Origin of the sequence: Nocardia sp. NBC_01327 (genome assembly GCF_035958815.1) — a bacterium.
GTDB lineage: Bacteria > Actinomycetota > Actinomycetes > Mycobacteriales > Mycobacteriaceae > Nocardia.
Genome location: NZ_CP108383.1, coordinates 2,570,845 through 2,590,145, shown reverse-complemented (window position 1 = coordinate 2,590,145; position 19,301 = coordinate 2,570,845). Strand labels below are relative to the sequence as shown.

19 protein-coding genes are annotated in these 19,301 nt (G+C 66.3%); 7 read left to right on the top strand and 12 right to left on the bottom strand.

Annotated features, from left to right (window positions below):
- Window positions 1-394: 394 nt before the first annotated feature.
- From OG326_RS11335 to OG326_RS11310, 6 genes are all read right to left on the bottom strand, one after another.
- Window positions 395-1,363, bottom strand: coding sequence for a DUF2332 domain-containing protein (locus OG326_RS11335; protein ID WP_327144587.1), 969 nt, complete (start codon window positions 1,361-1,363; stop codon window positions 395-397).
- 148 nt (window positions 1,364-1,511) lie between these two features.
- A complete protein-coding gene (gene nrdE / locus OG326_RS11330) occupies window positions 1,512-3,617 on the bottom strand; it encodes a class 1b ribonucleoside-diphosphate reductase subunit alpha (RefSeq protein WP_327146441.1) in 2,106 nt (701 codons plus the stop codon).
- 32 nt (window positions 3,618-3,649) lie between these two features.
- On the bottom strand, window positions 3,650-4,120 hold the full coding sequence (gene nrdI / locus OG326_RS11325) for a class Ib ribonucleoside-diphosphate reductase assembly flavoprotein NrdI (RefSeq protein WP_327144586.1): 471 nt from the start codon (window positions 4,118-4,120) through the stop codon (window positions 3,650-3,652).
- 65 nt (window positions 4,121-4,185) lie between these two features.
- Window positions 4,186-4,425: a redoxin NrdH gene (locus tag OG326_RS11320; protein WP_297627556.1), complete on the bottom strand. Its 240-nt coding sequence runs from the start codon at window positions 4,423-4,425 to the stop codon at window positions 4,186-4,188.
- A gap of 466 nt (window positions 4,426-4,891) precedes the next feature.
- Window positions 4,892-5,731, bottom strand: a complete 840-nt coding sequence (locus OG326_RS11315; protein ID WP_327146440.1) for a G1 family glutamic endopeptidase — start codon at window positions 5,729-5,731, stop codon at window positions 4,892-4,894.
- A 161-nt stretch (window positions 5,732-5,892) separates the two neighbouring features.
- Window positions 5,893-6,459 carry an NAD(P)H-dependent oxidoreductase gene (locus OG326_RS11310; RefSeq protein ID WP_327144585.1) on the bottom strand — a complete coding sequence of 189 codons (567 nt, stop codon included), beginning with the start codon at window positions 6,457-6,459 and terminating at the stop codon, window positions 5,893-5,895.
- 199 nt (window positions 6,460-6,658) lie between these two features.
- On the opposite strand from OG326_RS11310, the gene OG326_RS11305 reads away from it, so the two are divergent.
- Window positions 6,659-7,321: a TetR/AcrR family transcriptional regulator gene (locus OG326_RS11305; protein ID WP_442790943.1), complete on the top strand. Its 663-nt coding sequence runs from the start codon at window positions 6,659-6,661 to the stop codon at window positions 7,319-7,321.
- Between the two features lie 11 nt (window positions 7,322-7,332).
- Complete coding sequence (gene nadE, locus OG326_RS11300; protein ID WP_327144584.1) at window positions 7,333-8,172, top strand: ammonia-dependent NAD(+) synthetase; 840 nt, start codon at window positions 7,333-7,335, stop codon at window positions 8,170-8,172.
- A gap of 307 nt (window positions 8,173-8,479) precedes the next feature.
- Here the strand turns inward: nadE and OG326_RS11295 are convergent, their stop codons facing one another.
- Window positions 8,480-8,722 carry a MoaD/ThiS family protein gene (locus OG326_RS11295; RefSeq protein ID WP_327144583.1) on the bottom strand — a complete coding sequence of 81 codons (243 nt, stop codon included), beginning with the start codon at window positions 8,720-8,722 and terminating at the stop codon, window positions 8,480-8,482.
- On the bottom strand, window positions 8,715-9,773 hold the full coding sequence (moaA, locus tag OG326_RS11290; protein WP_327144582.1) for a GTP 3',8-cyclase MoaA: 1,059 nt from the start codon (window positions 9,771-9,773) through the stop codon (window positions 8,715-8,717). Before moaA ends, OG326_RS11295 begins: the two co-directional genes overlap by 8 nt.
- An 85-nt stretch (window positions 9,774-9,858) precedes the next feature.
- Between moaA and OG326_RS11285 the strand changes: the two genes are divergently transcribed.
- The 3 genes from OG326_RS11285 to OG326_RS11275 all read left to right on the top strand — a co-directional run bounded on the left by OG326_RS11285 (window position 9,859) and on the right by OG326_RS11275 (window position 12,883).
- Window positions 9,859-11,064, top strand: coding sequence for a molybdopterin molybdotransferase MoeA (locus OG326_RS11285; RefSeq protein ID WP_327144581.1), 1,206 nt, complete (start codon window positions 9,859-9,861; stop codon window positions 11,062-11,064).
- Window positions 11,065-11,337: 273 nt separating this feature from the next.
- Window positions 11,338-12,462, top strand: a complete 1,125-nt coding sequence (gene moaCB / locus OG326_RS11280; protein WP_327144580.1) for a bifunctional molybdenum cofactor biosynthesis protein MoaC/MoaB — start codon at window positions 11,338-11,340, stop codon at window positions 12,460-12,462.
- Window positions 12,455-12,883: a molybdenum cofactor biosynthesis protein MoaE gene (locus OG326_RS11275; RefSeq protein ID WP_327144579.1), complete on the top strand. Its 429-nt coding sequence runs from the start codon at window positions 12,455-12,457 to the stop codon at window positions 12,881-12,883. Before moaCB ends, OG326_RS11275 begins: the two co-directional genes overlap by 8 nt.
- A gap of 171 nt (window positions 12,884-13,054) precedes the next feature.
- Here the strand turns inward: OG326_RS11275 and OG326_RS11270 are convergent, their stop codons facing one another.
- Window positions 13,055-14,419, bottom strand: coding sequence for a uracil-xanthine permease family protein (locus OG326_RS11270; RefSeq protein WP_327144578.1), 1,365 nt, complete (start codon window positions 14,417-14,419; stop codon window positions 13,055-13,057).
- A 182-nt stretch (window positions 14,420-14,601) separates the two neighbouring features.
- Here OG326_RS11270 and pucL point away from each other — a divergent pair, with 182 nt between their 5' ends.
- Window positions 14,602-15,522 (top strand): factor-independent urate hydroxylase, encoded by a 921-nt coding sequence (gene pucL, locus OG326_RS11265; protein WP_327144577.1) that lies wholly within the window; start codon window positions 14,602-14,604, stop codon window positions 15,520-15,522.
- Between the two features lie 392 nt (window positions 15,523-15,914).
- Here the strand turns inward: pucL and OG326_RS11260 are convergent, their stop codons facing one another.
- The gene (locus OG326_RS11260; RefSeq protein WP_327144576.1) at window positions 15,915-17,393 is read right to left on the bottom strand and encodes a helix-turn-helix domain-containing protein; all 1,479 of its coding nucleotides are present in this window, start codon (window positions 17,391-17,393) and stop codon (window positions 15,915-15,917) included.
- A gap of 111 nt (window positions 17,394-17,504) precedes the next feature.
- Here OG326_RS11260 and OG326_RS11255 point away from each other — a divergent pair, with 111 nt between their 5' ends.
- A complete protein-coding gene (locus tag OG326_RS11255) occupies window positions 17,505-18,623 on the top strand; it encodes a CobW family GTP-binding protein (RefSeq protein ID WP_327144575.1) in 1,119 nt (372 codons plus the stop codon).
- Window positions 18,624-18,704: 81 nt separating this feature from the next.
- Here the strand turns inward: OG326_RS11255 and OG326_RS11250 are convergent, their stop codons facing one another.
- Together OG326_RS11250 and OG326_RS11245 are read right to left on the bottom strand one after the other, a co-directional pair.
- Entirely contained in the window at window positions 18,705-19,001 is a 297-nt protein-coding gene (locus OG326_RS11250) for an MTH1187 family thiamine-binding protein (protein WP_327144574.1), read from the bottom strand.
- Window positions 18,953-19,297, bottom strand: coding sequence for a hypothetical protein (locus OG326_RS11245; protein WP_327144573.1), 345 nt, complete (start codon window positions 19,295-19,297; stop codon window positions 18,953-18,955). Before OG326_RS11245 ends, OG326_RS11250 begins: the two co-directional genes overlap by 49 nt.
- Window positions 19,298-19,301: the final 4 nt, after the last annotated feature.

The following is a 19,301-nucleotide window of genomic DNA, read 5'->3' as shown; positions in this document are numbered from 1 at the left end:
TTGCCGGTCACAAAATCCGGGAATTCCCGGAAACCCATTGCGACGTGCGGAAACCCGCCGAGCAGATGCGAGGGCGTCCGCTCGGCGGGCACTCCTCCGGCTGGGAATGCGGCAGTGCCGCACCGGAGGTGTCGAATTCGCAGCAGTCCTTCGTTGCGGGGGCAGGGAAGGACCCGGCCTCACCTCCGAAGCTCTTGTCCCGATTCGGTTTCCAGCCACGGTATCGACCGCGCAGCACCTGATGTTCGATGCCGTGACCAGGTCGAGCGTAGCGACGGCGCCCTGCCTCCGGAACCACGCGCGGCACCTCTTGGACACTTCACAATTGCGGTCCGCAAGGGCCGGGACCGGCCACAGCGGTGCCCGGCCCCACGGCCCGCAACCCCGATTCGGACTACCCCGCCGAGCCGAACCAGTCCAAGGTCTGCCCGTGCGGGGCCGCGTAGGCCACGGGATCGCCGTCCAGTGCGGTGATCATCCGAATACCGGCAGGAGCGGCTGGCAGTGCGGCCGAACCGAAATCGAGAACTGCCGTTCCTTCGTTGGTGATCCAACGACACGGCAGGGCGCGCATGACCTCCCGGAAGGCAGCGCGGCGCTCCGGCGGCAGATACGTCAGAACCGCGCTACCGAAGACGATGACCGGAATGTCTTGCGGCACCGCGTGAACCAGGTCCGCAATCGCATCCACCAGATCACCCGCCACCAGCTCCGGCGGATCGCGGCGAACGATCGCCGCCGCACTTCGTAAGCGCACCAGGCGATCCCGCTGTTCGGGCCAGATCAGACATTCGAGCCAGCGCAGATTCTCGGCATCGGCGAGATCGAGCGGGTTGAGATCCACCCCGGCCCGGTACGCCACCTGCGGCAGCACCTCCGGAATGGGCGGACGCCCGGAAGTAGTGCAGGAGAGCACAACATCCGAACGCCCGTCCGCGGGATCGAGAATCGGCCGGTCGTCGTAGCGGTAGCTGTACCGATCCGGATAGAGACACAGTCCGGCGGAGGCGCCGAACTCGATCAGCGCCACCGGCTGCGCGGGATACAGATTCAGCACCGGCAACAGCGTGGCGGTACGCCCGGCCTCATTGGTCTGCGTACGATGCGTCATCGCCACCTCGTACACCTCGGCCCAGTGGGTGATCAGGAAATCCGCGAACTCCGCGAAACCCGACTCCACCGCGCCCACATAGCGCGCCGCCCCGAACACCAGATTCGGCTGCCGCCGAGGCTCCGGCAGCTGATCGATCAGCCCGAGAATCCGTGGGCTACCAGCGATTCCGCCGCTCCACTCCTCGTAACACGGCGAAAACCCCCGCACCTCCAACTCAGCGAACCGCCGATACCGCTGCGATGTCTCCACTCGAACCCCCGCACCGAACCCATCGACCCCCTACGAGTCGTGCCCCTGAGATTACCGATGGCCAGCATCGGCCCCTGAACGAAGGGTTCTGAAAAGCGAGAAGGGTGCCAACGGTTTTCACCGGTGGCACCCTTTTCGATCGCTGTGGTTACAGCATGCAGCTCACGCAGCCCTCGACTTCGGTTCCCTCCAGGGCCATCTGGCGGATGCGGATGTAGTAGAGGGTTTTGATGCCCTTGCGCCAGGCGTAGATCTGGGCGCGGTTGACGTCGCGGGTGGTGGCGCTGTCCTTGAAGAACAGGGTGAGGGACAGGCCCTGGTCTACGTGCTGGGTGGCGGCGGCGTAGGTGTCGATGACCTTCTCGAAGCCGATTTCGTAGGCGTCCTGGAAGTATTCGAGATTCTCGTTGGTCAGGTAGGGGGCCGGGTAGTAGACGCGGCCGATCTTGCCTTCCTTGCGGATCTCGATCTTCGAGGCGACCGGGTGGATCGAACTGGTCGAGTGGTTGATGTAGGAGATGGAACCGGTCGGCGGGACGGCCTGCAGGTTCTGGTTGTAGATGCCGTACTCCATGACCGACGCCTTGAGCTCGCGCCAATCGTCCTGGGTGGGGACGTGCACGCCGGCGTCGGCGAAGATCTCGCGGACCCGGTCGGTGGCGGGCTCCCAGGCCTGCTCGGTGTACTTGTCGAAGTACTCGCCGCTGGCGTACTTGGACTCGGGGAATCCGCCGAAGTACTGCCCGCGCTCCTTGGCGATCAGGTTCGACGCCCGGACCGCGTGGTAGGCAACGGTATAGAAGTAGATGTTCGTGAAGTCGACGCCCTCTTCGGACCCGTAGTGCACGTGCTCACGCGCCAGATAACCGTGCAGGTTCATCTGCCCGAGGCCGATGGCGTGCGACTCGTTGTTGCCCTGCTCGATCGAGGGCACCGAGAAGATGTGCGTCTGGTCCGACACGGCGGTCAGCGCGCGGATCGCGGTCTCGATCGACTTGGCCAGATCCGGCGAATCCATGGTCTTCGCAATGTTCAGCGAACCCAGGTTGCACGAAATGTCCTTGCCCACCTTGGAATAGGTGAGGTCGTCGTTGTACAGCGACGGCGTCGATACCTGCAGGATCTCCGAGCACAGGTTCGAGTGGGTGATCTTGCCCTTGATCGGGTTCGCCCGGTTCACGGTGTCCTCGTACATGATGTACGGGTAGCCCGACTCGAACTGCAGCTCGGCAATGGTCTGGAAGAACTCGCGCGCTTTGATCTTCGACTTGCGGATCCGCTTGTCGTCGACCATCTCGTAGTACTTCTCGGTGATATTGATATCGGCGAACGGCACGCCGTAGATGCGCTCCACGTCGTACGGCGAGAACAGGTACATGTCCTCGTTCTTCTTCGCCAGCTCGAACGTGATGTCCGGGATGACCACACCCAGCGAGAGCGTCTTGATGCGGATCTTCTCGTCCGCGTTCTCGCGCTTGGTGTCCAGGAAGCGGTAGATGTCCGGGTGGTGGGCCTGCAGGTAGACCGCGCCCGCACCCTGACGCGCACCGAGCTGGTTGGCGTAGGAGAAGGAATCCTCGAGCAGCTTCATGATCGGGATGACACCCGAGGACTGGTTCTCGATCTTCTTGATCGGGGCGCCGGTCTCACGAATATTGCTCAGCAGCAAGGCAACACCGCCGCCGCGCTTGGACAGCTGCAGCGCGGAGTTGATGGAGCGCCCGATGGACTCCATATTGTCCTCGATGCGCAGCAGGAAGCAGGACACCGGCTCGCCGCGCTGCTTCTTGCCCGAATTGAGGAAGGTCGGGGTGGCCGGCTGGAAACGGCCGGACATGATCTCCTCGACCAGTTCACCGGCGAGCACCTCGTCACCGGCGGCCAGCGTCAGCGCCACCATGCACACGCGGTCTTCGAAACGCTCCAGATAGCGCTTACCGTCGAAGGTCTTCAGCGTGTACGAGGTGTAGTACTTGAACGCGCCCAGGAAGGTCGGGAAGCGGAACTTCTTGGCGTACGCCTGCTGGAACAGCCGCTTGATGTAGTCGCGGCTGTACTGGTCCAAAACCTCTGTCTCGTAATAGTTCTCCTTGACGAGGTAGTCGAGCTTCTCGTCCAGGTTGTGGAAGAAGACAGTGTTCTGATTGACGTGCTGCAGGAAGTACTGGTTCGCGGCCTCGCGATCCTTCTCGAACTGGATCTCCCCGTTCGGGCCGTACAGGTTCAGCATCGCGTTGAGCGCGTGGTAGTCCATGCCCGCGGTGGACTCGCCACTCACGGTGCGTTCTACGCGGGCAGTCTTTCCGACCGGTGCGGTTGTCGTTGCCAAAACAATCCCAATCCCTCTCGGACGCGCTCGACGTCCTCAGCAGTTCCCATGAGTTCGAAGCGGTACAGGTACTCCACTGCGCATTTACGCGAAATCACTTCGCCCGCAAAGCAGTACGTATCGCCGAAGTTCGTATTGCCGGCCGCGATGACGCCGCGCAGGAGCGCGCGGTTGTGCGGATCGTTGAGAAACTTGGCCACCTGACGGGGGACGAATTCCTTATCGGATCGCGCACCACCCAGTACGTGCCGACCGCCGCCATACGTCGGAACGATCAGCACATAGGGTTCGTCGACACGCAGAGAGTCGGCGGTATGTAGCGGTATGCGAACGGCGGGCACCCCCAGCCGTTCCACGAAGCGGTGCGTGTTCTCCGATGCGCTGGAGAAGTAGACCAGATTCGCTGTCTGCGTGGACAACTCGGCCATCTCCCCTCCTCTCGTCCGAAGGAACCCGCGGAGCCCGCCGACCCTGATCGGCGGTCCCGGGCCCGCTAGGCGACGGCGACAGCGTCGGCGAGCGCCTTGATGCGATCCGGGCGAAAGCCCGACCAGTGATTGTCACCGGCGACGACGACGGGGGCCTGCAGGTAGCCCAGGGCCATCACGTAGTCGCGCGCCTCGGGGTTCTCGGAAATGTCGATGATGTCGTAGGGGACACCGGCCTTGTCGAGCGCGCGGTAGGTGGCGTTGCACTGGACACAAGCGGGCTTGGTGTAAACGGTGATGGTCATTGGTATCCCCTTCTCCTTGCCTTAGATCCGATGCTGTGCACGGCTGAAACAAGAACCATGTTGTAAGTGCGCAAACCCCTGGAAGCGGAACCGAAATCCCAGGTCGTGCAGCTCCCCTCTAGGGTCCCGCCGCATGCCCTTCCAGCTCCCAAGACACTACACCTAGTGGCCGACAGAATCTTCCGACACGACATGTTGCGACTCACAAAGGTGAAATTCATATGAACGAAGTGCCAGGACGCTCGATTCGCAAGCTGGCACAAGTGAGGCGCAGATCACATTTTCTGCCTCCAGCACATTCTCAGCAAACACACCATTCACCCTGATCAACAGCCTTCACGCGAGCCACACGCGACTCGAGCGCCGGCGGCTCCGGGAGCGACCGCAGGACCGATCCCGCGCCCGAAAAATCCGGAAGATCGGACCCGCCCCGGCGTGTCGCGAAAGAGTGCACGCGTTCCGGCCATCAGCCGATGGTGAAGCCGGCGCCGTTCACCGGACCGGGAGCGAGCAACCGGTTGGTGGCGGCAATGCCGTAGGTCTGCGCGTCGTAGGCCGACAGCGGTTTGCCGTCGATCTCGACGTCGGCGAAGGTGATCGGCGCGAAACCCGGCAGAGCCGCGTCGAGGTGACCCTCCACCACGATCTCGGCCGTGCGCGGGGGCGTGTCCGAGGGCTGCACCGTGCTGCGCACCCAATTCTTGGTGCGGTTCTCCAGCGTCATGATGTAGTTGTGCCCGTCCCAGCCGACCGTGGAGTGCATGACATCGCCCGGTTGTGTCGTGACATCGTCATAGCTGACCGGCGGCGCGGGGTACCCCTCCCACCAGGCGTCCACATCCCTTTCGGGAGTACACAATCCGCCGAGCAGCGGCAGGGCGCAGACACCGTCCATCACGCCACTGAGCGCGTTCGACACCTGATCGCCGGCCCGCATCACCAGGTTCGACAGGTGGGGGTCGGCATAGGACAGGCCCGCGGCCGCGTCCTCCAATTGCAGACCGGGCAGCGCGGCATAGAAGGCCGCGTCACTGGCACAGAGCGATTCGACACCGGTCTGCATGAGCGGCAGCGCCACATGACCGTCGAGTCCGGTCGCGCCGTTCAGGCCGACCCACGGCACCACGCGCTGCAGTGTGCCCGGGTTGAGACAGTCGATCTCCGGCTGCGTCCAGGTCGCGCCGACCTCGCGGAAATCGCCCTTCACCACGTATCCGGCCCAATTGCCCAGATAGAGGCGCACATTCGATTGCGCACCGGCATCGGCCGCGGTGACCGCCACCGTGACGGCCGAGACAGCGAGCACGGCAGCCAAGCAACACCGACTCCAGGCAGTATTGCCACTCGGTAGCTTCATCAGCTGAAGTTAGCTCAGAAGTGCCCGAAATAGCGGCATGCCACGACTGAAAAGCCGTGGCATCGCGCTGTATTCAGCGACTGATCGACATGATTGCCGAATATTTACCGTCAGGCGTTCGACTTCGCTTTCACCGACTCGACCAGCAGGCGCACGGAGGCGGCCAACTGGGTCAGCGCCTCGGCGTCGTCGGACGGATGGGTCTCGACGAAACGCTGGCCGATGGTGCCGAAGTGCAGCGAGGCCTCTTCGACCACGGTCGCGCCCGCGACACCCAGCGCCTTGACCGCGTCGCCGTGCGACCACTTGGCGGCATTCGAACTGATGGACGCGCTGACCACGGCGGTCGGCTTACCCTTCAGCGAGCCGGCGCCGTAGGGGCGGGAGGCCCAGTCGATGGCGTTCTTGAGGACGGCGGGCAGCGTGCCGTTGTATTCGGGGGTCAGCAGCAGCAGACCGTCGGCGGCGGTGACGGCGGCGCGCAGCGCGACCGCGGCGGCCGGGACCTGGCCCTCCACATCGAGATCCTCGTTGTAGAAAGGAATATCGCCGAGACCCTCGTAGAGGGTGATCTCGACGCCCTCGGGGGCGGTCTGGGCGGCGGCCTCGGCGAGGCGGCGGTTGATCGAGGCGGCGCGGAGGCTGCCGACGAGGGCGAGAAGGCGAGTCTGCGACATGGTGATCACTCCTGCGTACTTGGGTGGGGCTGCCGGTGGCGGCTGATTCATCACAGGTTAACCGGACTGCGGTCCGTTTGCATTCCCGGGGGTGCAGCACACAAGACGTGACCTGCGTCATACCTTTCCGGGAGAATGCGATGCGGTAGCATTAAACGGACCACGGTCCATTTACCAACGCGACAAAGGGGTCGGCACAGTGACAACGGGCATCCCACCCGGGGCGACGGGCATCAGTATCAGCGGACCGGGCCTGGGCGTCGGACCGCCCGTGACACTCGCCGATGGCGGACCCGTCGAGCGCGCCGATGCCGCACGCAATCGAAAGCTGCTGCTGGACGCGGCCGCTGAACTCGTCCGGGAGTTCGGCGCGGATGCGGTCACCATGGACGCGGTCGCCAAACACGCCGGTGTCGGCAAGGGCACGGTATTCCGGCGCTTCGGCAATCGGGCCGGGCTGATGTACGCGCTGCTCGACGAATCGGATCGAAACCTGCAGGGCGCCTACATGTTCGGGCCGCCGCCACTGGGCCCCGGAGCGCCGCCGCTGGATCGGCTGCTCGCCTACGGACGGGCGCGGCTGTCCTTCACCGAGATCGAGGGCGATGTACTGCGCGCGGCCACCGACCGGCCCGAACGCTTCGGCAATGCGCCGTATCAGCTGACAAAAACGCACGTCTCCATACTGTTGCGGCAGGCCGCGGCGCCCGGTGAGATCTCGCTGCTCGCGGACGCGCTGCTGGCTCCGCTCGACGCCGCACTGGTGCTGCATCAGATTCGAGTACTGGGCTTCACTCTGCAGCAGGTCGGCGACAATTGGGAGGCCCTCGTCCGCCGTGTCGTCCCGGAGACCGCGCAGTAGAGTGTCCCCCCATGGGCAACCTGCGCGAAGCGATCATCGCCGAATTAGGCGTACTGCCGGCCATCGAACCGAAAACCGAAGTGCGGCGGCGCATCGACTTCCTCAAGGACTATCTACGATCGACACCGGCGACAGGTTTTGTGCTCGGCATCAGCGGCGGCCAGGACTCCACACTGGCCGGGCGGCTGTGCCAGATCGCCTCCGAGGAACTGCGCGCGGAAGGCCGTGAAACGACCTTCGTCGCGGTGCGGCTGCCCTACGGCAAGCAGGCCGATGAGAAGGACGCGCAGATCGCGCTGCGCTTCATCAAGCCCGACCGCTCCATCACGGTGAACGTCAAGCCGAGCGCCGACGCCGCCGCCGAGGAATCCGCCTACGGCATCGACGAATTGCTCGGCGGGGCAACACGACTGCGTGATTTCGTGCGCGGCAATATCAAGGCCCGCGAGCGCATGGTGCTGCAGTACGCCATCGCCGGTCAGCTGAATCTGCTCGTTGTCGGCACCGACCATGCCGCCGAGGCGGTCACCGGCTTCTTCACCAAATTCGGTGACGGCGCAGTCGATATCACCCCGCTCACCGGCCTCACCAAGCGCCAGGGCGCCGCCCTGCTGCAGGAACTCGGCGCCCCGCCGAGCGTCTGGCAGAAGGTCCCCACCGCCGACCTCGAGGACGACCGCCCCGCCCTCCCCGACGAGGAAGCCCTGGGCCTCAAGTACTCCCAGATCGACGACTACCTCGAAGGCAAGGACGTCGACCAGGAAGTCGCCGACCGCGTCGAATCGATCTTCCAGAACACCCGCCACAAGCGCGCAGTCCCGGTCACCCCGCACGACACCTGGTGGAAGTAAGCCACGCTCCACACCATGCGCCCGCTGCCTTCCACAGGCAGCGGGCGCATTTGTATAACCAGGTCCGGCAAGGAGATTCAGTACACGAGGCGACCACGCGGTAATGCGATCGTTCCGCAGTGGAGAGTTGTCAGTGAAACGTCATTGGCTAGAGCGACGGCGGCGATGATGAATGCGCCGAGGAGTAGAGCGGGCAACAGTCGCGCCAAAGCGAAACCTCCCGAATCGTCGGACTGGACAGTCCGGATATCGGGGTGGGGCGTGGCGCGTTACCTACATAATTGCTGGTCAGGTGACCGAGAAGGGGTCAGCCGCCCGCGAACGGGGGGAGGACGTCGACGCGGGGGGTCAGGGGGGTGGTGGTGTCGCGGGTGAGTTCGTCGCCGATCAGGTAGGCGCAGACGGCGAGCATCGGTGCGAGCTTCGGGCCGTAGGCCGCGGTGATGGTGGCGCGCAGATCGGCGATGGTGGATCCGGTGGGGAGATCCAGGAGTTCGCCGGGTTTGCCGACCGCGTCGGCAATGGCGGCGAAATAACGGACCTCAACCACCGATGGCTCCCATCGTTCGCTCGGGCGGGACGAAACCGGCCTCGGCAATGCCATGGCCGGCCCACTTGTTCCACATGGCACCGCGCCACAGCGTAGCGATATCACCGTCGGTCGCTTCGGAGCGCAGGGCCGCGCGCACGTCGTACTCCTGATCACTGAACAGGCAGGAGCGAATTCGGCCGTCCGCGGTGAGGCGGGTGCGGTCGCAGTCGCCGCAGAAGCTGCGGGTCACCGAGGCGATGATGCCGACGGTTGCCGGGCCGCCGTCGACCTGCCAGCGTTCGGCGGGTGCGGAGGGGTCCTCACGGCCGGCCTCGGTCAGTGTGAAGCGAGTGCCCAGCACCTCGAGCAGTTCGGCCGCGGTGATCATGTTCGCGCGCGCCCACTCGTGATCGGCATCGAGCGGCATCTCCTCGATGAAGCGGAGTTCGCAGCCCTCCTGGATACACCACTGCAGCAGGTCGGCGGCACCGGCGAGGTTCTCCCGCATGAGCACGGCATTGACCTTGATCGGGGTCAGACCCGCTTGCCGGGCGGCGCGGATACCAGCGAATACCGACGGAAGGCGATCCCGCCGGGTGAGGCGGGCGAAGCCCTCGCGGTCGACGGTGTCGAGGGAGACATTGATGCGGTTCAACCCGGCCGCGACAAGTTTGCGGGCGCGATGCTCGAGGCCGATGCCATTGGTGGTCATGGCCATGGGCGTCTCCGGCAGTTCGGCACGGCAGCCCGCGATGATCTGCTCCAGGTCATGGCGCATGAGCGGTTCCCCGCCGGTGAAGCGGACCTCGTGAATACCCATCTCACGCACGGCGAGCACCACGAGGCGGACGATCTCGGCGGTCGTGAGCAGCTCATCGGCCGGAATGGGTGGTAAACCCTCTTCCGGCATGCAGTAGGTACACCGCAGCGAGCACTTCTCGGTAATGGAAACTCGCAGGTCGCGTGCGGTGCGGCCGAAACGATCCACCAGGTATGGAGTGTCGGGGCGGCCGTCCATCGAGGGTCGCCCGCTGCGTACGGCGGGCATCCCCATAGCGACCACGGTCATTCGACCATTATGTCTGCCCGCGCAACCCCCTGCCCGGTCCGGCGGCAAGGTTTCGCCCGCGGCGTGCGCGTATAGGCTCACCGGCATGAGTTCCCGGCACACTCTGGCCCCGGCCCGCTCCGTCGAAGACCACCGGCAGCGCATCGAGGATTTGCTGCGACCGCTCGCCGGACGCGAGACGGAACCGGTTCCGATGGCGCATGCGCTCGGACGGCGGCTGACCCAGGATGTGTACTCCCCCCTGGATCTGCCGATGTTCCGCAATTCGTCCATGGACGGGTACGCGGTGCTGGCGGATTCGGTGGCGATCGTGCCGGCCACACTGCCGCTGGCCGGTGTGGTGGCGGCCGGAAACACCGGTGCGCCGGTGCTTCCCGCGGGCGCGGCCATGAAAGTGATGACGGGAGCGCCGATCCCGCAGGGCGCCGACTGTGTGGTGCCGGTCGAGCACACGCAGTCCGACGGGAAAACGGTCACCATCGAACGAGGCCGCGCCACAGGGGATTTCGTGCGCGAACCCGGGACCGACGTCCGGGCCGGGCAACTGCTGGCCGCGGCCGGAACCGTCCTGCGGCCCCGGCACATCGCGGCATTGGCGGCCGTCGGCCTGGCCGAACTCCCCGTGCGCCGGAAGGTGCGGGCGGCCGTGATCACCACCGGCGACGAACTGGTGCAGGCCGGACTGCGCCTGCTGCCGGGCCAGATCTACAACTCCAATGGCATCGCGCTGGCGGCGGCGCTGGAAGACAATGGCGCCGAGGTCGTCTCGCTGACGCACTCCACCGACGATCCGGAGGAGTTCCGGCGCCGCCTCGACGAGGCCGTCACCGCCGCCGACGTGGTGTTCACCTCCGGTGGCGTGTCCATGGGCGACTTCGAGGTGGTCAAGGATGTGCTCACCCCGCTCGGCGGCGAGTTCGGCCATGTCGCCATGCAACCCGGCGGTCCGCAGGGCCTGAGCGTGATCGGCGGGATTCCGGTGCTGAGCTTCCCCGGCAATCCGGTGAGCACCATGGTGTCCTTCGAGGTCTTCGCCCGCCCGATCCTGCGCGCCCTGACCGGACTCCCCGAAATCACCAGTTCCGAACTGCCCCTGCGTGATCCGGTCCACTCCCCCGCCGGAAAACGCCAGTTCCTACGCGGCCGCACCACCGACCACGGCGTAGAACTCACCTCCGGCCAGGGCTCCCACCTCATCGCCGCCATGGCCCACGCCAACGTCCTGATCGACATCCCGGCCGCCACCACCGACCTGCCCCCCGGCTCCCTCGTCCGCACCTGGCCGCTCTAGCACCACCCACGCACCCGGCCGAGGCGACATCACGTCGGCGTCGGCATCCTCCACACCGCGCCTCGGCCCGCGCGGAAGCGGTCATTCCTGCGCAGCTGGGGATGCGACCTGCACCGATCCCCCCTGCACGTGGTAGCGCTCTATCCGGCCGCCGGCCATACGACCGCCGTCGCCATGACGACCGGCGGAGGTGCGGGCGGCCCGCGCACTCGGTGATCCTGCCCCGGGATCCCCCGCGCGACCTCGCGGGGACGGCTGTGCCAGGCTGGAGTTATGAGTGAGTTGTCCCACGTCGACCGGGAAGGTCGCGCTCGCATGGTCGATGTGAGTGCGAAGGCGGACACGGCACGGGTCGCGGTTGCGGCCGGTGAGCTGCACACCACCGCGGAGGTGGTGCGGCTGGTGCGCGCCGACGGGATGCCCAAGGCCGATGTGCTGACCACCGCGCGACTGGCCGGCATCAATGGCGCGAAGAAGACGTCCGAGCTGATTCCGCTGTGCCATCAGCTGGCGCTCTCCTCGGTGAATGTGAGCTTCGGGTTCACCGATTCCACGATCACCATCGAGGCCGTCGCGAAGACCAAGGGGCCCACCGGGGTCGAGATGGAGGCGCTCACCGCGGTCGCGGTCGCCGGGCTCACCCTGCACGACATGATCAAGGCGGTCGATCCGTCGGCCTCCCTGCACGGGGTACGGGTGCTCACCAAAGATGGTGGCAAGCACGGACATTGGGTCCGGACGGACGAGGTTTCACAGTCCGCAGATCAGGCCGGGCACGACCATCACGCCGACACCACCCAGTCGGGGAGTTCCAGCACCACCGCAAACTCTGCGACCGATCCGGTGAACACGGTGACCGGGGTGACAGAGGCTGCGGGCGGGACTGCCAACTCGACGGTCGTTTCGGCGGGTGCTGCGGGTGCGGGGCGGACGGCGGCCGTGGTTGTCGCATCGAGCGGTGCGGCGGCGGGTACGCGGGTGGACACCACCGGGCCGGTGCTCGTGAAATGGCTCGAGGAACAGGGGTTCTCGGTGCGGGGGCCGCTGATTTCCGCCGATGCCGATATCGCGGACGGGTTGTCGGAAGCACTGGCGGGCGAGCCCGCGCTGGTGATCAGCACCGGCGGCACCGGGGCGTCGCCCACCGATGCGACGCCGGAGGCGACTCTCGCCGTGCTGGATCGGGAATTGCCCGGCATTGCCGAGGCGATCCGGCAGCGTGGCACCGCGAAATTCCCACTCGCGGCACTGAGCCGGGGTGTTGCCGGACTGTCCCGGCGCACGGTGATCGTCAATCTGCCGGGCTCGCCGGGTGGGGTGAAGGACGGAATCGCGGTGCTGGAACCACTTCTCGAACATCTGCTGGCCCAGGTGGCCGGAGGAGGCAGCCATGAGTGACAGCGGCGAACTGCGCGCCTGGATCAGCGATCAGCCGCTCGACCCGGCCGAGGTCGAGAAGGCGGTACTCGGGCCGGAGCACGGCGCGGTCGTGGTCTTCACCGGTATGGTGCGCAATCACGATGGCGGCCAAGCGGTTTCGACGCTGGAGTATTCGGCGCATCCGGAGGCCGAGAAGTTCCTGCGGCGGGTATGCGCCGAGGTGGCCGAATCCTCCGGCCTCCCGGTCGCCGCGGTGCACCGGATCGGCCCGCTCGCCATCGGCGATCTCGCCATCGCGGTCGCCGTCGCGGCCCCCCATCGCGCGGAAGCCTTCACCACCTGCGCGACCCTGGTGGATCGCATCAAACACGAGGTCCCCATCTGGAAGCGCCAGCAATTCGCCGACGGCCTCTCCGAATGGGTCAACGCCTGCGGCTAGACCCATCGAGAGGGCTCTGACGGTGGCGGATGTCGGCGTGTCGCCACCATGAGAGCCCTCTCGGCGAAACTGTTCTGGTGGAGATGTAGCCGAGGCCGCAGACTTCTTCGACGCCCAGCTGGTTGCGTCGGCGGAGGCTGCGGCCTCGGTCCCCGATGAGGAGGCGGGGTTTCAGGCGGCGATCGGGTCCTGCGGTTCCGGGACGGCCGGGACGGGTTCGATTGCGCCGCGGGCGATTTCGCCCAGCTTGGTGTGGTTGAAGAGCAGATTGAGCAGGAATGCGGTGGCGGCGGCCAGGGCGATTCCGCTGTTGAGCAGGATTTGCGCCGAGGTGGGGAATTTGTCGAACATGCCCTTGGTGAGGACCGGTACCAGACCTACGCCGATGGCGACCGCGACAATCGACAGATTCACGCGATCGGTGAGATCGGCCCGGCGCAGGGTGTCCACGCCGATCACCGCGATGGTGGCGAACAGCACCAGGCCGACGCCGCCGACCACGGGCTGCGGCACCGCGGCCACGATCGCGCCGAAGCGCGGCACCAGGCCGAGCATCACCAGCAGCGCACCGCTGACGGCCGTCACATAGCGGCTGTGCACCCGGGTGCTGGCGACCGCGCCGACATTCTGATTGAACACGGTGTCGACGAACGAGCTGAAGACGCCGGCCAGTACGGCCGACAGACCGTCACCGATGAGACCGCGCGCCAGATCGGCTCGCGCCAAAGGCTTTCCGGTGATCTCGCCGATGGCAAGCATGCTGGCGGTGGATTCGGCGAAGACCACGACCATCACAATGCTCATGGCCACCACCGCGGTGATCGGGAACTGCGGTGCGCCGAAGTGGAATACGTGCGGTGCACCGAGCCAAGCAGCGTTCGACACACCGTCGAGCTTGATCAGCCCCATCGGGATGGCGATCAGCACACCCGCGACGAGTGCGATGAGAATGCCGAGCTGCGACCACACGCCGCGCCCGAGGACCGTACCGGCCAGCGCGATGAGCAGGACCACGGTGGCCAGCACGATATTCGAGATCGCACCGAACGACGGTGATTTGGGATCGCTGCCCACGATGAGCCCGCCCGCCACACCGATGAGCGAAACACCGACGACGGTCAGGACGGTGCCGGTGACCAGCGGCGGGAAGAAGCGAACCACCATGGCGAACGGCCAGGCCAGGGCGATACCGACCAGACCGCCGATGAGCATGGAGCCGTAGACGGCGGGCAGCCCGTACTGCTTGGCGATCAAGATCATCGGACTCATGGCCACAAAGGTCGCGCCGGTGATGATCGGCAGCCGGGCACCCGCGAACCGGCCCAGCCCGAGGCTCTGCACCAGCGTGATAATGCCCGCCACCAGCAGATCGGCGCTGATCAACAGGCCGACGGTGGACTTGTCGAGACCCGCGGCCGCACCGAAGACCAGCGGCACGGTCACACATCCCGTGTACATGATCAGCACATGCTGAATGCCGAACGCCAACAGCCGATGCCAGGGCAATCGGGTGTCGACGGAATGAGGCGTTGTCATGGCAGCTCCTTGCGGCGCATCGGTTGATGGTCAGGCTAGGCAGCCGCAGCCGCCCGGGGGTTTGTCTGATTCGCCAACCGCGGGGCGTGTCGCGGGCGATGTTTTGTCCGCCGAACCAGCGTGTGCGGCGGCTCGGGTGCGCCACAGTGGGGCAAGGTGTTCATCGACCACGGGAGGCGACCATGACCGAATTGACCGGCAAGATCGTGCTCGGCCCGCACCAGTACGGCAAGGCCGAGAACCGGGTGGTGCGCATCTACCGCGACACCGCGCGGCACGAGATTCGCGATCTGAACGTATCGTCCTGCCTGCGTGGGGCTTTCGACGAGGCGCATACCGTCGGCGATCAGGGCGGGGTGCTGCCGACCGATTCGCAGAAGCAGACCATCTTCACGTACGCCAAATCGCACGGCGACGGGAGCATCGAAACCTACGGGCAGGCGCTGGCCCGGCATTTCGTCGACGACATCGAGACGGTGGATTCGGCGCGCATCGAGATCGAAGAGTATGCGTGGCAAAGGGTTCCGGTCGACGGGACCGGACATGATCACACCTGGACCCGGGTCGGGCCGGAGGTGCGCATTGCCGCGATCACCGTCAGCGGCACCGGGGCGGCCCAGCAGGAGTGGGTGATCGGCGGCGTCAAGGATCTGGTCATTCTGAAGTCCACCGGTTCGGAGTTCGCGGACTTCCTCACCGACGAATTCACCGTGCTCGAGCCCGCCTACGACCGCATTCTCGCCACCAGCCTCACCGCCCGCTGGCGCTTCGCCACCGCACCGGAGGACTGGGACGCCACCTACGCGGGCATTCGCGCCGTCATGGTCGCCACATTCGCCACCCAGCATTCGAAGGCGTTGCAGCAGACGCTGTTCGAGATGGGACAGGCGGCACTGCAGGCCTACCCGTGCCTCGCCGAGATCCGCATGTCGGCCCCCAATAAGCACCACTGGTACTTCGACCTCTCGCGCTTCGGCGTCGAGAACAACGGCGAGGTCTTCTACGCCGACGACCGCCCGTACGGCCTGATCCATGCCGCAGTCCTGCGCGAAGACGCCCCCGCCGCCGGAACCGCCTGGGACCCCTACACCGGCGCGGTCTGACCCAGCCGGGCCCGGCGACCGAAATTCCAATCGCCTCCCGGCACCGACACCACCCGCCCTGCCGGCTTTGGCACCTGCCAATCCGGCACTGGCACCACCTGTCATCCCGGCACCGGCATCTGCCAGTCCGGCACGGGCACCACCTGCCTTCTTGGCACCGACACCACCCGCCATCCCGGCTTTGGCACCTGCCAATCCGGCACTGGCCCCACCTGTCATCCCGGCACCGGCATCTGCCAGTCCGGCACGGGCACCACCTGTCTTCTTGGCACTGACACCACTCGTCATCCCGGCGTGCTGTTGGCCGGGATCTCCCTCAGCGCAGTGGATTCCGGCCAAAAGCACGCCGGAATGACGGGGTGGGCAGGCGCTGAGACGGGGTAGGGAGTCGGTCAGGCTGCGGTGTGGCTGGTTAGGGTGCGGACGGCCAGGTAGAGGTCGAGGCGGTCGTCTATGCGGCCGAGGTCGCGGCCGGTGAGTTCCTCTACGCGGCCTATGCGGTAGCGAACTGTGTTGAGGTGCAGGTGCATTCGGTCGGCGGCCTGGCGCCAGGAGCCCTCGCATCCGAGATATACCTCCAGGGTTTCCAGTAGTCCCGCGCCGGTCTTGCGGTCGTAGTCGACGACGGGGCCGAGCACGCGTTCGGCGAAGCGGCGCTGCAGGCCGCCGGGGACCGCAGTGAAAAGGCCTACGGCCGTGTCGATATCGGCAATGCGGACGGATACCGCGGTGTCGTCGTCAGCGGCTGCGGTGGCGGCGGCCGCGGCGGCCGCGATCGCGCCCGAGAGGGATTCGTCGCGCTGCTGGGCGCTGACACCGAAGGAGAGTCGAATGCCATTGAGCGCGGGCGCGAGTCGTCCCATTCGGTGGCGCAGCGTGGCAGCGATGTCGTCCTGGGTGCCCGGCACCACCGCGACGAGCCGGCCCTCCCGGTCTACCGAGGTGGTGACGCCGGACAGCACATCATGCAGTGCCACACGCACTTCCGGGAGTCCGACGGAGGACAGGGTCTCGGGCGGATGGATATCGCAGACGACCGCCACGGCCGATCCGCCGGGCAGCTCCACCATCGGGGCCGGGAACCGGTCGACGAGTTCCCAATCCAGGTGCAGGCGGTCGGTGCTGCGCTGCCGGTAGAACTCGATGACGGCGGCCAGATCGGCGGCAAATGTTTCCGGCTCCGCGGCAGCCGGTCGAACCACCAGGTACCAGGCGGTGATTCGATCACCGCCGCCGACCTGGAGTACCCGCATGGCGCCTCCCGTGACGGCGGGCAGCCGGGGCGCGGTGAGCGCGGTCGCGACGATCCGGTCGCGGTCGGCCTCGGTGAGCGGTGCGGTTCCGGCGATGACGTGGCCGGTCGCGGTCACCAGCCATGCCGAAATCTCCTGCTCCACGGCAATATCGGCGATCAGATCACCGACACTGCTCCCGCCCGCGACGGCCGCCAGCAGTCTGCGCTGCCGATCGACCCTGGATTGCACACGCCGCCAGCGTAATTCGGCGGCCTGCTCGGCCAGGTATTCGATGATCCGGCTGAACGGCACGCTCTGCGGTGCGGACAGCAGTGGCAATCCGTGGCGCGCGCACGCCGCCACCACATCCTCGGGCACATGCCCGTGCAATGCCTGGCCCGCGACTATGCCCGCCACTCCCGCCGCGGCGAGAAGTCCCACATATCGATCCGAATCCTGCGCCTGCTGCCGCCAGATCAAGCCGGTGCAGACCAGCGCGCCCGGCGTCACGAACGGTCGAGGATCAGGCATATCGGTCGCGCACACCCGGGCCACGGGTCGCGCCAATTCGGCGTCGTCCCCGTGCAGCAGCTGCATGCGCAACTGCGGCGCGTCGAGAATGTCCCGCACCAGCACTGCGCCACCTCCGGGATCGGTCCGATTGACCGCCACGGTAGGACGCCGGTATTTCCGGCCCGTTTCCGCCATGCTGCGTCCACCGCACAGCCCCTCGGTAGGGTGGGCCGAGTGAGTCGGCGCATACCAGTTCTGATCGTGGCCGGTTTCCTGGGTTCCGGCAAAACCACCCTCCTCAATCGCCTCCTGCGCAGTCGTGACCTGCGCATAGGCGTGGTGGTCAATGACTTCGGCGCGGTGAATATCGATGCCATGCTGGTGGCGGGCCAGGTCGACGCGATGGTCTCGCTCGGCAACGGTTGTGTCTGCTGCGCAGTGGATGTCACCGAACTGGATGAGCTCTTCGACCGCCTGGCCCAGCCCAAACAGCGCATCGACGTCATTGTCGTAGAGGCCAGCGGCCTCGCCGAACCCCGCAATCTGATCCGCATGGTGACCGGCAGCGACAACCCACGCATTCGCTACGGCGGCCTGATCGAACTGGTCGACGCCGAACACTTCCCCGAAAGCCGCGCCCAGCACCCCGAACTCGATACGCACCTGCGCATGGCCGATCTGGTCGTCCTCAACAAGGCCGACCGGGTCCCGCCCGCCGCGCTCGAAAAACTCCACACCGACATCCGCACCCTGGTGGGCCAGGTCCCCGTCTACGCCACCAGCCACGGCCGCATTGACCCCGCCCTGCTCTTCGACATCCCCACCCGCGATCCGGGCACACTGCGGGCCGGCCGGCAACTCAGCTTCGACGAACTACTCCTCGACGACGAATCCGGCGAAGACAGTCACGGCGGCGAATCCTGCGGTAGCGGCCAGCACGGGCACGACGGCGACCACGGGTGCGGCGGCCATCATCATCATCACCTGCACGACGCGTACCAAAGCGTCTCCTTCACCAGCCCCACCGACCTCAACCCGCGAGAACTCATCGCAATGCTGGAAGACCCACCTCCTGGCCTCTTCCGAGCCAAAGGCGTCCTGGCCTTCGCCGTCCCCGAAGACTCCCGAAAGTTCCTGCTCCACATGGTCGGCCGCCACATCACCATCGAGCCCACCACCTGGTCCCGCAACGAACCCCGCACCAGCAACCTGGTCCTGATAGGCGCCGGCCTGGACCCAGCCTCGGTAATCACGCGCCTCGAATCCACCATCCACACCTCCCCCACCCCGCTGAACGACCAAGCGCTACTCCCCATCTGGCGCTACGTCCCGGACTCCGCCTCAGTCTCCTAGCCCTCACCAAGATCACCGGGGCTGGTCGGAGTGCCCCGCCGCAGCCCGGTTCGTGGACCACCGGCAATGGAGACCGGTCGGCTAGTCCTGGGCCAGATAGCGTTCCACCGTTTCCACTTTGGCGGTGAGCATGTCCGGGTGGCCGGGGCGGATATCGGCTTTGATGACGACGCTGCAGCGGGTGGAGATCGCCATGACGGCGTCGGTGGCCTGCTTGATCACGGCGAAGACTTCGTCCCAGTCGCCTTCGATCTCGGTGAAGCTGGCCGAGGTGCGGTTGGGCAGGCCGCTGGCCCGGATTACCCGGATGGCGGCGGCTACCGGCTCGCCTACGTCTTCGCCTGCGCCGATCGGGGTGATGGAGAAAGCTGCGAGCATAGCGGGGGCCTCCTGGTGCGGGGACGGTGTTCCGGCACTGTGAGGGTACTGGCGAGGTAGTCGCGGTAGGTGGGGGTGTGGATGGTGAGGCGCCCGCGATGGGTGGCCTGCCAGGTGGCGGGGGTGTGCCGGGTCGCGAGCGCTAGACCCGCGCCGGAGAGGTGGTGCAGGGCACGGCGGGCGGCCCCGGAGGTGAGACCTGTTGCGGTGCACAGCTGCCGGACGGTGCGGGCGGCGGGCAGGTCCGGGAGGGAAAGCGCGGCAAGCACTTTCGCTTCGGGTTCGGTCAAGGCCATGAGG

What these genes read in the sequence shown, in the direction of transcription:
- OG326_RS11320 (WP_297627556.1), bottom strand. Translation starts at nt 4,425, where the DNA reads ATGACCATCACCGTTTACACCAAGCCCGCTTGTGTCCAGTGCAACGCC.
- OG326_RS11275 (WP_327144579.1), top strand. Translation starts at nt 12,455, where the DNA reads ATGAGTGACAGCGGCGAACTGCGCGCCTGGATCAGCGATCAGCCGCTC.
- nadE (WP_327144584.1), top strand. Translation starts at nt 7,333, where the DNA reads ATGGGCAACCTGCGCGAAGCGATCATCGCCGAATTAGGCGTACTGCCG.
- pucL (WP_327144577.1), top strand. Translation starts at nt 14,602, where the DNA reads ATGACCGAATTGACCGGCAAGATCGTGCTCGGCCCGCACCAGTACGGC.
- OG326_RS11250 (WP_327144574.1), bottom strand. Translation starts at nt 19,001, where the DNA reads ATGCTCGCAGCTTTCTCCATCACCCCGATCGGCGCAGGCGAAGACGTA.
- OG326_RS11245 (WP_327144573.1), bottom strand. Translation starts at nt 19,297, where the DNA reads ATGGCCTTGACCGAACCCGAAGCGAAAGTGCTTGCCGCGCTTTCCCTC.
- moaCB (WP_327144580.1), top strand. Translation starts at nt 11,338, where the DNA reads ATGAGTGAGTTGTCCCACGTCGACCGGGAAGGTCGCGCTCGCATGGTC.
- nrdI (WP_327144586.1), bottom strand. Translation starts at nt 4,120, where the DNA reads ATGGCCGAGTTGTCCACGCAGACAGCGAATCTGGTCTACTTCTCCAGC.
- nrdE (WP_327146441.1), bottom strand. Translation starts at nt 3,617, where the DNA reads ATGGACTACCACGCGCTCAACGCGATGCTGAACCTGTACGGCCCGAAC.
- OG326_RS11285 (WP_327144581.1), top strand. Translation starts at nt 9,859, where the DNA reads ATGAGTTCCCGGCACACTCTGGCCCCGGCCCGCTCCGTCGAAGACCAC.
- OG326_RS11270 (WP_327144578.1), bottom strand. Translation starts at nt 14,419, where the DNA reads ATGACAACGCCTCATTCCGTCGACACCCGATTGCCCTGGCATCGGCTG.
- OG326_RS11310 (WP_327144585.1), bottom strand. Translation starts at nt 6,459, where the DNA reads ATGTCGCAGACTCGCCTTCTCGCCCTCGTCGGCAGCCTCCGCGCCGCC.
- moaA (WP_327144582.1), bottom strand. Translation starts at nt 9,773, where the DNA reads ATGACCGTGGTCGCTATGGGGATGCCCGCCGTACGCAGCGGGCGACCC.